15 protein-coding genes are annotated in these 14,338 nt (G+C 34.3%); all 15 read right to left on the reverse strand.

Translation table 11 applies throughout. From position 1 onward, the window contains the following. Positions 1–120 precede the first annotated feature (120 nt). Entirely contained in the window at positions 121–1,014 is an 894-nt protein-coding gene (locus tag THEWI_RS08960) for a sugar ABC transporter permease (protein ID WP_014063162.1), read from the reverse strand. 1 nt (position 1,015) lies between these two features. Further along, positions 1,016–1,936: a carbohydrate ABC transporter permease gene (locus THEWI_RS08965; protein ID WP_003868311.1), complete on the reverse strand. Its 921-nt coding sequence runs from the start codon at positions 1,934–1,936 to the stop codon at positions 1,016–1,018. A gap of 46 nt (positions 1,937–1,982) precedes the next feature. Further along, on the reverse strand, positions 1,983–3,227 hold the full coding sequence (locus THEWI_RS08970; RefSeq protein WP_014063163.1) for a sugar ABC transporter substrate-binding protein: 1,245 nt from the start codon (positions 3,225–3,227) through the stop codon (positions 1,983–1,985). A 56-nt stretch (positions 3,228–3,283) separates the two neighbouring features. After that, positions 3,284–4,864 carry an alpha-amylase family glycosyl hydrolase gene (locus THEWI_RS08975; protein ID WP_014063164.1) on the reverse strand — a complete coding sequence of 527 codons (1,581 nt, stop codon included), beginning with the start codon at positions 4,862–4,864 and terminating at the stop codon, positions 3,284–3,286. A gap of 184 nt (positions 4,865–5,048) precedes the next feature. Next, positions 5,049–6,023 carry a gluconeogenesis factor YvcK family protein gene (locus THEWI_RS08980; RefSeq protein ID WP_014063165.1) on the reverse strand — a complete coding sequence of 325 codons (975 nt, stop codon included), beginning with the start codon at positions 6,021–6,023 and terminating at the stop codon, positions 5,049–5,051. A gap of 1 nt (position 6,024) precedes the next feature. Then, positions 6,025–6,879, reverse strand: a complete 855-nt coding sequence (rapZ, locus tag THEWI_RS08985; RefSeq protein WP_003870534.1) for an RNase adapter RapZ — start codon at positions 6,877–6,879, stop codon at positions 6,025–6,027. A 7-nt stretch (positions 6,880–6,886) separates the two neighbouring features. Then, positions 6,887–7,618: a PHP domain-containing protein gene (locus tag THEWI_RS08990; RefSeq protein WP_014063166.1), complete on the reverse strand. Its 732-nt coding sequence runs from the start codon at positions 7,616–7,618 to the stop codon at positions 6,887–6,889. Positions 7,619–7,630: 12 nt separating this feature from the next. Then, a complete protein-coding gene (gene murB, locus THEWI_RS08995; RefSeq protein ID WP_003870536.1) occupies positions 7,631–8,536 on the reverse strand; it encodes a UDP-N-acetylmuramate dehydrogenase in 906 nt (301 codons plus the stop codon). A 724-nt stretch (positions 8,537–9,260) separates the two neighbouring features. After that, positions 9,261–10,124: a patatin-like phospholipase family protein gene (locus THEWI_RS09000; RefSeq protein WP_014063167.1), complete on the reverse strand. Its 864-nt coding sequence runs from the start codon at positions 10,122–10,124 to the stop codon at positions 9,261–9,263. A 15-nt stretch (positions 10,125–10,139) separates the two neighbouring features. Beyond that, positions 10,140–10,709 (reverse strand): TetR/AcrR family transcriptional regulator, encoded by a 570-nt coding sequence (locus tag THEWI_RS09005; protein WP_014063168.1) that lies wholly within the window; start codon positions 10,707–10,709, stop codon positions 10,140–10,142. 29 nt (positions 10,710–10,738) lie between these two features. After that, positions 10,739–12,415: a 2-polyprenylphenol 6-hydroxylase gene (gene ubiB / locus THEWI_RS09010; RefSeq protein WP_014063169.1), complete on the reverse strand. Its 1,677-nt coding sequence runs from the start codon at positions 12,413–12,415 to the stop codon at positions 10,739–10,741. Positions 12,416–12,449: 34 nt separating this feature from the next. Beyond that, the gene (locus tag THEWI_RS09015) at positions 12,450–12,809 is read right to left on the reverse strand and encodes a phasin family protein (RefSeq protein ID WP_003870540.1); all 360 of its coding nucleotides are present in this window, start codon (positions 12,807–12,809) and stop codon (positions 12,450–12,452) included. Between the two features lie 62 nt (positions 12,810–12,871). After that, positions 12,872–13,618 carry a cysteine hydrolase family protein gene (locus THEWI_RS09020; protein ID WP_014063170.1) on the reverse strand — a complete coding sequence of 249 codons (747 nt, stop codon included), beginning with the start codon at positions 13,616–13,618 and terminating at the stop codon, positions 12,872–12,874. Positions 13,619–13,688: 70 nt separating this feature from the next. Then, the gene (locus THEWI_RS09025) at positions 13,689–13,907 is read right to left on the reverse strand and encodes a hypothetical protein (RefSeq protein WP_014063171.1); all 219 of its coding nucleotides are present in this window, start codon (positions 13,905–13,907) and stop codon (positions 13,689–13,691) included. Positions 13,908–14,045: 138 nt separating this feature from the next. Then, entirely contained in the window at positions 14,046–14,294 is a 249-nt protein-coding gene (locus THEWI_RS09030; protein ID WP_244262199.1) for an HD-GYP domain-containing protein, read from the reverse strand. Between the last annotated feature and the right edge of the window lie 44 nt (positions 14,295–14,338).

Raw genomic sequence — 14,338 nt, forward strand, 5'->3', positions numbered from 1 at the left:
TTTGACCTCCTTCAAAAACAAATACATATTTATTTTTGCCATAAGTTTTTATTTATATACAAAAATAAAAATACCGGAAATAATCCGGTATTTACAAATTGTTCCATGTGTAACAATTTTTTATCCTTTTACTGCACCTGCTGCAAGACCAGCTTGCAAATACCTCTGCAATACCATAAAGAGTATTACAAGAGGCAAAGATGCCATAACAGAGGCTGCCGCAAATTGAGTCCAGTGAGCCGAAAATTGGTTTTGAATAAACCTTTGAAGCCCTAACGCTATTGTGTAATTTTCAGGTGACTTTAGTACCGCACTGGACAAAATGAATTCACTGTATACTCCCATAAAGCTAAATAAGAATATAACTACAAGCATGGGAGTCGCCAAAGGAAGAATTATTTTCGTGAAAATTTGCCAATGAGTAGCTCCATCAACTAAAGCAGCTTCGTCCAACTCTTTTGGAAGACTATCAATATAGCCTTTTAAAAGCCATATACTAAAAGCGCTGCTACCTGCCATGACCAGCATAAGGGCATAGAGATTATCCAGAAGGTTTAATTTTGCCATTATACCAAATATAGCAGGTAATGCCATAAACGTAGGAAACATCTGAAGTATTAAGAGAGTCTTTAAGCCATTTTTTCTTCCAGCAAACTTCATTCTACTGAAAGCATAAGCTGACGTAGCAGTCAAAAATAATTGAATAGTTGCTACACCAACGCTTAAAATCATACTATTTTTTATCCAAAGTAAAAAATTTGTTTTTTGCAATACATCAACATAATTTTGAAAGGTCATATGCTGTGGAAAAATAGAGCCAGAGAAAAAAGCATCTCCAGACGCCATAGAGGCTCCTACTACCCAAGCCACAGGAAACATCATTATTGCAATTACAGCCCATATAATAAGTCGGCTAATCCAAAGAGATACTTTTTCATGGGGTTTTAATTTTTCCCTATAATAAATCTTTTTAGTCGTTTTTTTGTCACCAATTTTAACACTTGCATATTCCACCTTAATCCACCTCCTCGAAAGCACGAGTCATCTTCATATTGATAAGGCTTAGTGTACCAATTATCAAGAATATAATTATAGACAAAGCTGCCGCCAAGTCATACCTATTAAACTGCATTGTCATTTTATAAGCTGAACTTACAAGCAAATCAGTATGACCTGCAAAAGAAGTATCTGTCCTTGGAGGTCCTCCTCCTGTAATTAAAAACGCTGCACCAAAATTGTTGAAATTATAAGCAAAAGATGAAATAATAAGTGGCAAAGTAGAAGATGTCAACATTGGTACTGTTATCATTCTAAACTTTTGAAACCACGTAGCACCATCAATATCTGCAACTTCATAAAGTTCAGGTGGAATAGCCTGCAAAGCTCCTAATGAGGCATTCATCATAAAAGGATAACCCATCCACACACTGACAATTATAATCGCAACTCTTGCCCAAAAAGGATCAAGAAGCCATGGTATCATGGGAAGGTGCAACTTTTGCAGTATCAGATTTATACCCCCATACTGCTGATTTAAAAGTCCTGTCCAGGTAAGTGCGGCAATTGTGCCAGGAAGTCCCCATGGAATAATCAATATTGCTCTATATAAATTTGTTTCCCACATATTTTTGTTATTCAAAATAACCGCTAAAAGAAGGCCAATAATATAACTCAATAATGTAGCTGAAAGAGCAAAAATAACTGTCCACACAAATACAGGAGCAAAAACTACTTTGAAAGGGCCGGCAAGTATATCAACAAAATTTTTAAATCCTACAAATTGATAATTTTTAAAATGATATAAATTAAAGTTTGTAAAAGCAATATAAATAGTATACAAAATAGGGGCAAAACTTAATACAGTCATAGATAGTATAGCAGGAGACAAATAAGCATAAGGTCTTAATTTATCCCGCATAGTTTTGTTTGTTTTCATCTAGCAACCTCCTTCTCTAAAAAAAGGGGCTAAAAGCCCCTTTTTGTTATTGCTGTGTTGCAATGCCTTGCTTGATTTGATTCACCATATCGTCAGCAGCTTTGTCAACTGGAACTTTTCCAGATGTAATAAGCTGTAATGCATTGCCTGCAGGAGTCCAGACTGCTGCCATTTGCGGTATATTAGGCATTGGAATAGCATGTGTAGCTTGCTCAGCAAATGCATTCAAAATCTCATTATTCTTAACTTCTGGATTGTCTAAGAGGGATTTAAGAGCTGGTATCCTGTTACCTGTTTCAAATAATGGCAATCCTGTATTTTCAGCAAGATACTTCATTAAATCCCATGCTTCTTGTTGATGTTTTGAATTTGCACTTACAAAAGCAGCTTGCACACCTGCAAAGGAAGGCATTGGTTTACCATCAACCTGTGGTAGTGGAGCAACTTTGAATGGAACATTAGCTTTCTTGAAGCCATCCACATCCCATGGACCACTTATATACAAACCAGTCTTTCCACTTTGGAAGTTACCTTTTGCCATATCTCCATTTATATCTGCAGGCATGAATTTATACTTTGTCACAAAGTCTTTTATAAGTTCTAAGCCTTTCTTTGCACCATCGTTATTCAATCCTATATCGTTTGGATCAAGTCCACCGCCTGTATCCTTGAACACATAACCGCCATAAGCAGATATAAAGGCAAAGCTAAAATAGAAGTTATTTACATCGTATTGGAATCCTACTTCTTTGCCCAGCTTAATTAAATCATCAAGTGTTGCTGGTGGTGTTGGAACTTTCTCTGTATTGTAGAAAAGTGCATAAGTCTCCATTGAAATTGGTACAGCATACATTTTTCCATCATAGGATACTGCACTTATGCTCATTGGAACATAGTCGTCTTTGTTTATAACTCCGTCTGGTACTTCAGCTAAAAGTCCTGCCTTTTGGAAAGTACCCAAGTTATCGTGTGGTAAACCAAACATGATGTCTGGGCCCTTACCACTTTGAGCAGCTGTTGAGAAAGCTTGGAAGTCACTCTGGTCTGCCAAAACTTTTACTTTGTTGCCAGTTTGCTCTGCCCACTTATTTGCAATCTCTTGAACCTTTGCTATTTCAGGATCTGTTAAGTGTGACCATACTACAAGTTCTACAGGCTCTTTCTTTTGTTCTGTCTGACCTTGTGATGAAGTATTTTCGCTTGTCTTGCTGCCGCCACAACCTGTTAAAGCAGCTGACAAAACGAATACCATCACAGTCAGCAATGCAATTATTTTTGTGTACTTCTTCATACAAATCCTCCTCTTAATTTTTAATTTTATTATAATTTTGGGAAAAACCCAAAATCTTATTTCACTTTTACATTTGTCCATATGCTTACACTGTCTTTAGGTAAAGTTATACTTAAAATGTTGTTTTCACTATCTCCTCTTTCAACTTTTAAATTAACTCCTTCTAATAAACCCTTTAAATAATCACTGTATTTGCCTTTTCGAAGAGAAGTCTCTATATTTTTTATAGTAGTCTCTTCTCCTTTATTTATTGCAACTACAACTATGTCTTTCCCATATTGCCTCTCATAGATGTAAACATCATTACTAACATACCTTGCCACAGTCTTCCCATACTGTAACGCCTGTGTAGCCTTGCGCAAGTTTGACAATTCTCTAATTAAAACATAAGCCGTAGTATTCTCATCAAACTTTTCCATCATTGGCCTATTGTAAGGGTCATTTCCGCCATTTGTGTCATTATGCAAATACTGTTCTGTCCCATAATATATAGCCGGAATCCCACGAGATGTCATTATAAACGCAATAGCTTCATGCAATTTGTTCTTATCATCATTGACTGATAAAAACCTCGGCATATCGTGATTGTCCACAAAAGTAACCAACTTATAAGGATTATCATAATCTTTATTTGTCTCTTCAATAGTATCATTCAATCTGTCAAAGCCATAACCTTTTTCAAAAACATCCTTTATCGCATTGTTGAGCATAAAATCCAATACAGAAAAACCACTCATATTGGCAAATTGAATATTATAACCGTACAAAGGATCAGTGGGACCGTTTAACATCCACTCGCCAAAAAGAATAGCATCTTTTTTAACGCCGTATATGGTATCAGCAAAACTTTTTACCCATTCCATAGGCATATGCTTTACTGCATCTAGCCTTACCCCATCAATTTCATGACTAAACCATAACTTGATAGAATCCTTTAAATACTTGTCAACAATAGGATTACTTTGATCAAGGTCCGCAAGGTCAAACAAATTTTTATCCTGCAAGTCCTTTAAATTATTCCAGTTGGTAATTCCACCATTATGATGAAAAAGTTTATTGACATCATTGCTATAAGTTCCCAATAATTTCCCATCGCCATAAAGTGCACCGTTTTCAGCAAAGTCAGGATTGTTTTCATCTGCAGGACTCGTATGATTTGGAGCAAAATCTAGTATAACTTTTATCCCATTAGCATGAGCAGTCTTTACAAAACTGTCAAAGTCCTCCCATGTACCAAAATGTTCTTCTACTCTTTTAAAGTCCCTTGCCCAATATCCGTGATAAGGTGCATTTATTTCGCCATTATATATTGCCGGTTTGTTGATGTTGTCTACAACAGGAGAAATCCAAATAGCTGTTACTCCCATCCCTTTTATATAAGGAATTTTTTCTGTCAAACCTTTTAAATCTCCACCCCAATACATCCTCCAATTAGTATGTGTTGGATCAAACATACCTTTACTTACTTCCGGGTCATCGTTGGACTTATCCCCATTGTAAAACCTATCTATCATAACCTGATATATTACATCCGATTCAGCGGAATTATTAGAACTAGTCTCTTTAATACCACAACTGGTCAGCAATAAAGAAAAGACTAAAATTATTGCCGCAAATAGCTTTACATTCTTTCCCATCACTTTCCCCCTTACAAGTTATTGCTAATATATTACAGCAATCGCTTTCTTGAACTGTATTTTTTAAAAGCGCCCAATTGCAACAGTGTTGCAATCGCTTGCGCTTGCTTTCAATATTATTGTATATCTTAATTTAACAAATGTCAATATGTTTTTTTGTACAACATAGACTAAAATTCCTCGTTTACTTAAGCAGGCTTACAATTACTTCTGCAAGCTTTTGCTCATCGTGCCTTATAAATTCCTTTTTTAAAGCTACTAAATTTTCCTCTACCACTTTAATTCCCATACTTTCTAACTGATTTTTATCGTATTCAACAGGTTGTGACATGTCTTTTATATAGCGCTCCATATAATCATGGGGAATTTCGCCATTGTTGACAATAATGTAATCTAGAGATTTAAGCCCATGTTCAAAAAGAGCCTTCACATGGTCACAAGCAGTATAGCCCAAAGTCTCTCCTGGCTGTGTCATGATATTGCAAACATAAACTTTAACCGCTTTGGAAGCTTCAATGGCGTCACACACTCCATCTACCAAAAGATTAGGAATTACACTCGTATATAAACTTCCAGGACCTAATACAATGGCATCAGCATTTAATATATCCACTAACACTTCTTCAAAAGGCTCTGCATGAGAAGGTTCAATATATATTCTCTTTATCTTACTGTTTTCTTTTTGCTGTACAACAGGAATTTGCGATTCCCCTTTAATGATAGTTCCGTTTTCAAGCTCTGCTACAAGCCTTACATCATCAAGAGTTACAGGAATAACTTTTCCTGATACAGCAAGCACATCACTCATCTTTTTTACAGCTTCTTCAAAATTTTTAGAAATACCTATCATGGCTGCCAAAAACAAATTCCCAAAATTTTGGCCTTTTAACATTCCCTCAGTAAACCTGTACTGCAAAAGTTGTTCCATTGTAGGCTCTGTATTTGCTAAAGCCAGTATACAATTTCTTATATCTCCAGGCGGCAGTATCCCTAAATCCTGTCTTAGGATTCCCGAGCCGCCGCCATCATCTGCTACTGTAACTACCGCAGTAATATTGGTTGTATAAAGTTTTAATCCTCTTAGCATAGTAGAAAGCCCTGTACCTCCACCAATAGCAACAATATGAAGTCCCCCTTTAGAATTATTTTTCATAATCATATTACTCCTCTCCTATATCTCTATGGTGCAAAATAACAGAATAATCTTCTTTTTTTAGAAACTCATAAAGGGCATTTGCAATAGTAACAGACCTATGCTTTCCTCCTGTGCATCCAATAGCTATAACAAGTTGAGATTTACCTTCTCTTATATAATACGGGATTAAAAATTTAATCATGTCCCCTAATTTCTTTAAAAACTCCTTTGCTTCCTCCCACTTCATCACGTACTCTTTTACCTTATCATCATTTCCTGTTAAAGGTCTTAATTCTTCAATATAAAAAGGATTAGGCAAAAACCTCACATCAAATACAAGGTCAGCATCAAGAGGTATTCCATATTTATATCCAAAAGACATAATATCTATTATGATTCCTTTAAACTTTTTCCCTTTTAAAAAGATATTAGACAATTCCTCTTTTAACTGAGAAGAAGTTAAATTAGAAGTATCTATTATGCTATTGGCAATTTTCCTTATTTCTGCAAGTCTCTTTCTTTCCTCATTTATTCCATCAACTATTCTACCTTCCTCAGAGAGAGGATGTTTTCTTCTGGTTTCTTTAAACCTCTTTATCAAAACCTCGTCAGAAGCTTCCAAAAAAACTATTTCGTAATCGTAGTTGTTTTTTTTCAAAAACTCAAGGCTAGAATAGATGTCCTCAAAAAACTGGCCACCTCTTAAATCCATGCCAAGGGCTACCTTATCAACATTTTTTGAGTGATAAAAAAGGTCAGCAAGTTTTGGAAGAAGAGCAGGTGGAAAATTGTCTATACAAAAAAAGCCCATATCCTCCATAGCCTTCAATGCCTGTGTTTTTCCAGCACCAGAAAGCCCTGTTATTATTACAAACCTCATAAAAATATCACCCCTTTGCGTTTATTATATCTTCTTCTGTTAGTCCTGCCTCTTTTGCAATTTCTATTCCTCTTTCAAAGTCTCCTACTTTATGAGGCGTATGGGCATCGCTGTTTATTACAAATTTGCACCTCTCTTTTTTAGCTATCTTTACATATTCAACTGTCATATAACCGTGACTAGAATTAATTTCAAGAGCCGTTCCTTTCTCTTTTGCTGCCTTTGCAAGCTTTTGTGTATCAATGTCTATTTTAGCCCCTGGGTGTGTTATTATGTCAATTTTGTACTTTTTTATAGCATTAATCATCGCTTGAGTATTTTTTTCTCTCATCTCTTCCCGCAAGGAAATAAAATATTTACTTGCCATGTTCTTACCAAAAAGCTGTAAAGCACTTCTAAAGTCTTTAGGCATAACTCCTTCATGATATCCCATAAGCAAAATATCTAAATATTTCATAAGTTCATCTGGAACATCAATATCCCCTTCTAAGCTGATTAAATTAGCTTCTACTCCCATCAGCACTTTAATTTGGGGATATTTTTCATTAATCTTATCTATTTCTTCTCTCATTTTTTTGAAATCCCCTTTTCTTAAGCCATAAAATACATGAGCTGGTCCATGGTCAGTGATTGCAATCTCCTCAAGCCCAATTTCTATCGCCCTTTTTACATTATCTTCTATTGTGCCTTTCCCATGACTGTATACCGTATGGGTGTGATAATCAGCAAAAATTTTCATTTGTCAAATCACCTATTTCTCTCCTATTATTCTTATTTCTGGTACAAGTTCCACTCCAAACTTTTCTTTTACTACTTTTTGTATATGCTCAATCAAATTTAAAACATCGTAAAAAGTTGCATTGCCAGTATTTATAATAAATCCCGAATGCTTTTCAGAAACTTTAGCTCCTCCAATTGAATAGCCTTTAAGTCCTGCTTCCTCAATCAATTTTCCAGCATAATATCCAGGTGGCCTTTTAAAAGTACTTCCGGCACTGGGATACTCTAAAGGTTGTTTTTCCTTCCTTTTTGCATTTAGTTCTTCCATTTTGCTTTTTATCTCTTCGTATTTCCCTTTTGTTAAACTAAGCCACGCTCTTAAAACAATCCAATCCTTTTCTTGAATAATGCTATGTCTATAGGAAAAATTCATTTCTTCATTTGATAAAATCAATATATTGCCTTCTCCATCTAAAACCTCTACTTTTTCTACCACGTCCTTCATTTCAGGCCCATAAGCTCCTGCGTTCATCACTATTGCTCCACCTAAAGTGCCAGGAATCCCGCTAGCAAATTCAAATCCCGCAAGTTCATGTACAAGTGCCACATTGGCAATATAGGAAAGAGGCGCTCCTGCTTCAGCGATTATCCTATTACCCTCTACAATTACATTTCTCAAAGAGGATAATTTTATTACAACTCCTCTTATACCTTTTTCACTTACTAATAGATTAGTGCCATTTCCTAGTATAAAAAAAGGTATGTTTTCTCGTTTCAACAAAGATATGGCTTCCAATAATTCTTTTCGATTATTTGGCACAACTAACACATCTGCAGGTCCACCTATTTTAAAAGAAGTGTGTCTTTTCATGGGCTCGTTTAAATACAATTTCCCTTCTCTAAGGATATCCTTCAATTTGTCAACTATCTCAATCACTGTACCACTCCTTAAAATTTAAAGTTAATTAATTATTCCATCTATAGTCTATCAATAATATATTGTTTTCATTCCAAAATGAAACTTTATATGCAATTTTATAATATCACTTTTTTTTCACAAAATAAATAGAGGGGACTACCCCTCCTTTATGCATTGTAACAAACTTTAAATCTCTTGCTTATGCAACCCTCCGAATCATACATGCTCACAACAGCTGTACACTTTTTTATCTTTATCTCGCAATTGCAATCCCTGCAAAAATACAGGTTATTCCCTATTTTGCCCACATTCGTACTTTTGCAATTAGGGCATTCCACGGCAATCACCTCTTCATTAGCTGCTTACACTCTAAAACTATCAAAAGGAAACATTACACCTCCTGTAATTAGTTTTATTCCAGTCTAAGCAGCTTTTGATTTGTGCATTAAATAATCTCAAAATTTTGAATATTTTATGTACCCGTCAAGATTCTTTCTATTCCAATTTTTATTATACCACAACGAAAGAAATCGGATATAGCTTGAAATTCCCTTATATCTTCTAATATTTTGAATTTTTCCTTATATTTATTCAATATTTCTCCCTTTATCAAAAAAAATATCCGTTTTTCTATGTTTTTTGCTAAAACTTAGAGCATAATTATATGAGATGTTCAATATGATTTTTAAAGCTATAAAAGTATTTTCCGTTCCTTTTTTCACATCAATGGGGGTTGTTTATTCTATACTTCCAGTTCTCTCTTTATTCTCCAAACAATAGAATCGGCAGCTTCAAATCCCATATTTATGCATTTTCCCGCCTGGTCAAACCTATACCAGCGAATATTATTAACATTAGGTTTTATTGTATAGACTTTTTTACCCCTCTCTGTTTTTTCGGAATTTTTGTTAGAGCTGTCTTTTAATAACTTCATAGTTGTAGCTGTAATGGATATAATTTCAGGCGCTGTCCTTTTTAAATTGAAATATTTTTTTAGAGGCAGCAACTTATCACTATTAGCTAAAGAATAAAAGGTTTTTTCAAAAACTCCCATATCTATGCTAGAGCTCACATCACATTCTATAATTATGTCTGCACCCAATTTAGCTGCTAATTCTATTGCCTCAGAATCAACAATTGACCCATCAACTAACTTGGTTCCATTGTACTCCACGGGTTCAAAAAAGACGGGGATAGAAATGCTTGCCCTTATAGCTTTTATCAAGTCTCCCTCTGAAAATACTACTCCCTTTCCTGTTTGAATATCAGTAGCCACAATATACAGAGGGACATTAAGTTCCTCAAAACTTTCTTTTACATAACCCCGCAAGTATTTCTCTATTTTTTCACCCTTTACCAAACCGGTTTGTGAGGCTTTAAAATCCAATAAACTTAAAAATTTTAACATATTAATCTTTTTTGCATCATTTATAAGTTTGTCTACATTATGTCCTGAAGCATAGATTGCTCCTATTATCGCTCCCATACTTATGCCTATTATAAAATCAATAGGAATATTTTCTTCTTCAAATCTTTTTAGTATACCTAAGTGCGCATATCCTCTTGCTGCTCCACCGCCTAGTATAAGTCCTACTTTTGGTCTCATTTTCCATCACCATTTTTACTCAAAAATAATTTGTGTGGCATTTAACGCATCCAAAATTTCATTTTCATTAGAATCTAAAATCACTTGAATTCCCGTACCAAACATTGCACCAAGTATCATTCTCGCCACTGCTCGTGGAGAATAATTTTTAAAATTCTCTCCTAAAGCACTGTTACTTAGAATTTTTTCCTCAATCATTTTAGATAAGTCATTAAATAAATCTTTTAATAAACTGTTAAAAGAAGAGGACCACATGGCTAAACCTGTAAAGTCGTACAACAGTTTAAAAAGTCCCGGATTATTTTTAAGCAGGTCTTTAAAAAATTTCACTAAGGATAGCATCTTATCCTTTGCAGTTTCTCCAACACTCAAAGCTTCATTTATTTCTTTTAAATATTTATCTATCATCATCTTTATTACCTCCGTAAAAAGTCCTTCCTTACTGCCAAAATAATAATGCAATTGGCTTAATACAACACCAGCTTCCTCTGCAATGTCTCTTAAGGAAACATTAGCATATCCTTTAGTTGAAATACACTTATATGCAGCATTTAATATTCTTTGCGATTGGTTTCTTTCTTCCATCTTGGATTTCCCCTTTTGAAGTTTATTTATCAAAGCCGCCCAGATCGGAAAATAGAAATTGCTAAACCTAAAACTATGACAAAAGCTATTGCTAAACCAATCTTTAAAATTATCACATTAAGCTTATACATTTCTGCGCCAGCATTAGCACTCATTCCTGACCCTATTAAAATCCCGGCAATAACAATACTTAAAGCCAAAAGTATAATACTGGTGGAAAGTCGATTAAATACCTTATCAACGCGTTTCTCTAAACTTTCAAAGTCTCTTATTTTCAATTCTACAGCATAATTTTCTTCTTCTGTTTTCCTTAAAAAATTCAATAAAAATGATGGCAACTCTTTTATCAATCTGCTATAATCCATCGTGGCATTTATTATCTCTTCTTTCATATGTTGAGTAGAAAACATTTTAGGTATCAACTGCTTTGCAATTGGTTTTGCCACTTCTAAAACGCTAATTTTGGGATTTAACTTTTCTACTATTCCCTCTAACGTTATAAGGCTTTTAGCCAGCATATTAAATTCATTGGGAATTACAATATTATACGAAAATACAAGGTCAAATACCCCATTGAGGACTTCCCCAACTTTGAGCTTTTCTAATGGTATTTCAACATATCTATTTCGCAAATTATTTATGTCTTTTTCTAGCTTTTTCATATTAACATTTAGAGTCACAGCATTTAAATCTATAATGCTTTCAGTAATCATCCTGCTATTTTTGTAAACAATCCCCAACAACATTTTAGAAAACTGCCTTTTTCTTTCTGGGCTTAAGCTACCTACCATTCCAAAATCTAAAAATGCTATTGTCCCATCCCCTAGCACCATAATATTTCCCGGATGAGGGTCTCCATGAAAAAAACCATCCCTTAAAATCTGATTCAATACAGATTTTGCAAGGTTTCTTGCAATTGCACCGCGGTCTAATCCAGCCTCATCAATTGCATTAAAATCATTTAACGGAATGCCATCAATGTATTCCATCGTCAATACACGTCTTGTCGTATGGGTCCAGAGTATAGAAGGAATTTTGACTTTTTTGTCTTTTAAAAAATTCTTTTTGAACTTTTCTGCGTTTTCCCCCTCTATTCTAAAATCTAATTCCTCTTCCAATCTCTTTTTGAAGTCTTCTACCATTTTTGTAAAATTATATAGTTTGCCATATTTTGTACGATTATCAACAAATTTGGCAATATCTTCTAATATCCTCATATCTTGGGCTATGATTTTTTCTATCCCTGGCCTTTGAACTTTGACAACAACAGTTTTGCCTGACCACAACTTAGCCATATGAACTTGTGCTATAGAAGCAGCCGCTAAAGGAGTAGGCTCAAATTCAGCATAGGCTTCCTCCAAACTTTCGCCAAATTCATTTTGTATAACTGATTTCACCTCATCAAAAGAAAAAGCAGGAACTTTGTCCTGTAATTTTTCCAATTCTTTTATAAGATCCTTTGGCAAAATGTCAGGCCTGGTACTTAAAATCTGCCCCATTTTTATAAAAGTAGGTCCTAATTCTTCAAGAGCAAGTCTTAATCTTTCTCCACGGGAAAGTTTCGCAATATTTTCATCATTTGTTTGCTTCAAGATTTTTCTTCTTACATTAATATGTTTTAGAATGCCAATATTGTCAATTATAGCACCAAACCCATATTTGATAAATACAAACACTATTTCTCTGTATCTTCTTAAATGTTGCATTATTTCACACCTGTCATCAAAATTTTATAGTTACTTATTTCTTTGTGTTTTGCATTTCCTCCAGCACTTTTTTAATTTCTTCACGAACAATATTTCTTATATCTTCTTTACTAACAATGTCCTCCTTTTTGGCGATGTTCATGTAATCTAACGTTTCAGCAACTGCGTCTTTAATCATTTTTCTCAATTCTTCCTTCTGTTCTTCACCTTTTTTTACTAAGTCTTTTACCATTTTTTGTGCATCTTCTCTTGCAACTTCTCCTCTATCTACAAGTTCTTCCACTATTTTTTCTATTTTCTCTCGCGATAATGCAAATAATCCCAAACCAAAATTGATAGATTTTTCAAGCAAACTTGTCATATATATAACCCCTTTCAAAATTAATTCGGACATCCGTCCTAATATCTCTATTAATATTATATACTAAAATTTCCTAAAGTCAATATAGAATTTTATTACTCCTCCAACAGCTCTTTTACAACTTCTATACCGTTTAATTTCATGTGATACAAAAACATGGTATGTATCAAATTGCCATCATGAGGCAGTATCTTGAGGGATTGAGCAGTTTTTACAGATGTATCATACGTTTCAACGCAATTTTCCGGTACAATTACATTTGCTTTAAGATTATTGGCATTTGCAATCATTTTTATAGACATAGCCGTCTGGTAAACGCATAAGTCAGTGCAATCTCCTACAACAATAAAAGTAGATTTTCCTTCCTTTATCATTTCAACAACTTTCTTCAAAAACTCATTCCCGCCTTCTAATTCCCCACCAAAAAACACATTTAATGAATTTTTCTCTACAATCACAGGTTCTCCTTCAACTACTTCTTTTAATTCGTCCACAATTTCACTTTCAAAAGTACCTTTTACACAATGAGGTGGAAATTCTCCAAATTCAACTGCATCTGAAGGATGGGCGTCATTTAAAAAGAACACATTTTTTATCCCCATTCTGTAGCAGGCTTTCAATAAATTTTTTATGGGTTCTATTATGCCTGCAACTCTTGGACTTGCTAAAGGACCGCTTTTACAAAAACCGTTTAGCATATCTACAACCAAAACTGAAACCTTATCCTCTCCACCAGCATTGTATATCACACTGCTTAAACTTTTTTCTTCTAGGTTGCTATAAAAATCAAAAAGGTAATTTAAAAATGGCCTTGTGTTATACAAAAAACTGTCAAAATTCATAAAAAACACCCCTTTATATGTTTATTCTTACCAAAATTATACCATAAAAACAATTCTTAAACATAATGTATTACATATTGAAAAAAGTTTCTCTAGCTACAGCCAAAAGTCTCCCCTCTAAGGCGTTCATAGAAGTCTTTTTACCCTTATCACCACCTATAAACCACTGAACCAACATAAGCATCCCATACAAAATTGGAGAATACACAACAATAAAAGTCATAATCTTGTCCAAAAAAATATTATGGCCTACTAAGCCATTTATCATGTGAAAAAGTGTCAAATTCATGTTTCTTCACCTCACGAAATATTATAGAGGTGAAGTCTTAAAGGAAAATTAGATTTTCATTAAAAACAAATTAGAAAATCTTAAAAATCAATGCCCAAATTTTCTATAACAGATATAAATCCATCAACAACTTTGGGGTCAAACTGTTTTCCCGCATTTTTTCAATTCTTCAATAGCTTGAGCCATTGTAAATGAATCTCTGTAAGACCTTTTAGAAGTCATGGCATCAAAACTGTCAGCCACAGCTATTATTCGTGAACCTAAAGGTATCTCTTTTCCTTTTAATCCATCGGAATAACCTTTGCCATCATATCTTTCGTGATGATGACGAATTATCTTTGCGATATTTTCCATAACCTTCATCTTATTTATAATCTCATAACTCATAACCGGATGATCCATTAAACTATTATGATTCCAATTTTAATTGC

The organism is Thermoanaerobacter wiegelii Rt8.B1 (genome assembly GCF_000147695.2).
Classification (GTDB): domain Bacteria; phylum Bacillota; class Thermoanaerobacteria; order Thermoanaerobacterales; family Thermoanaerobacteraceae; genus Thermoanaerobacter; species Thermoanaerobacter ethanolicus.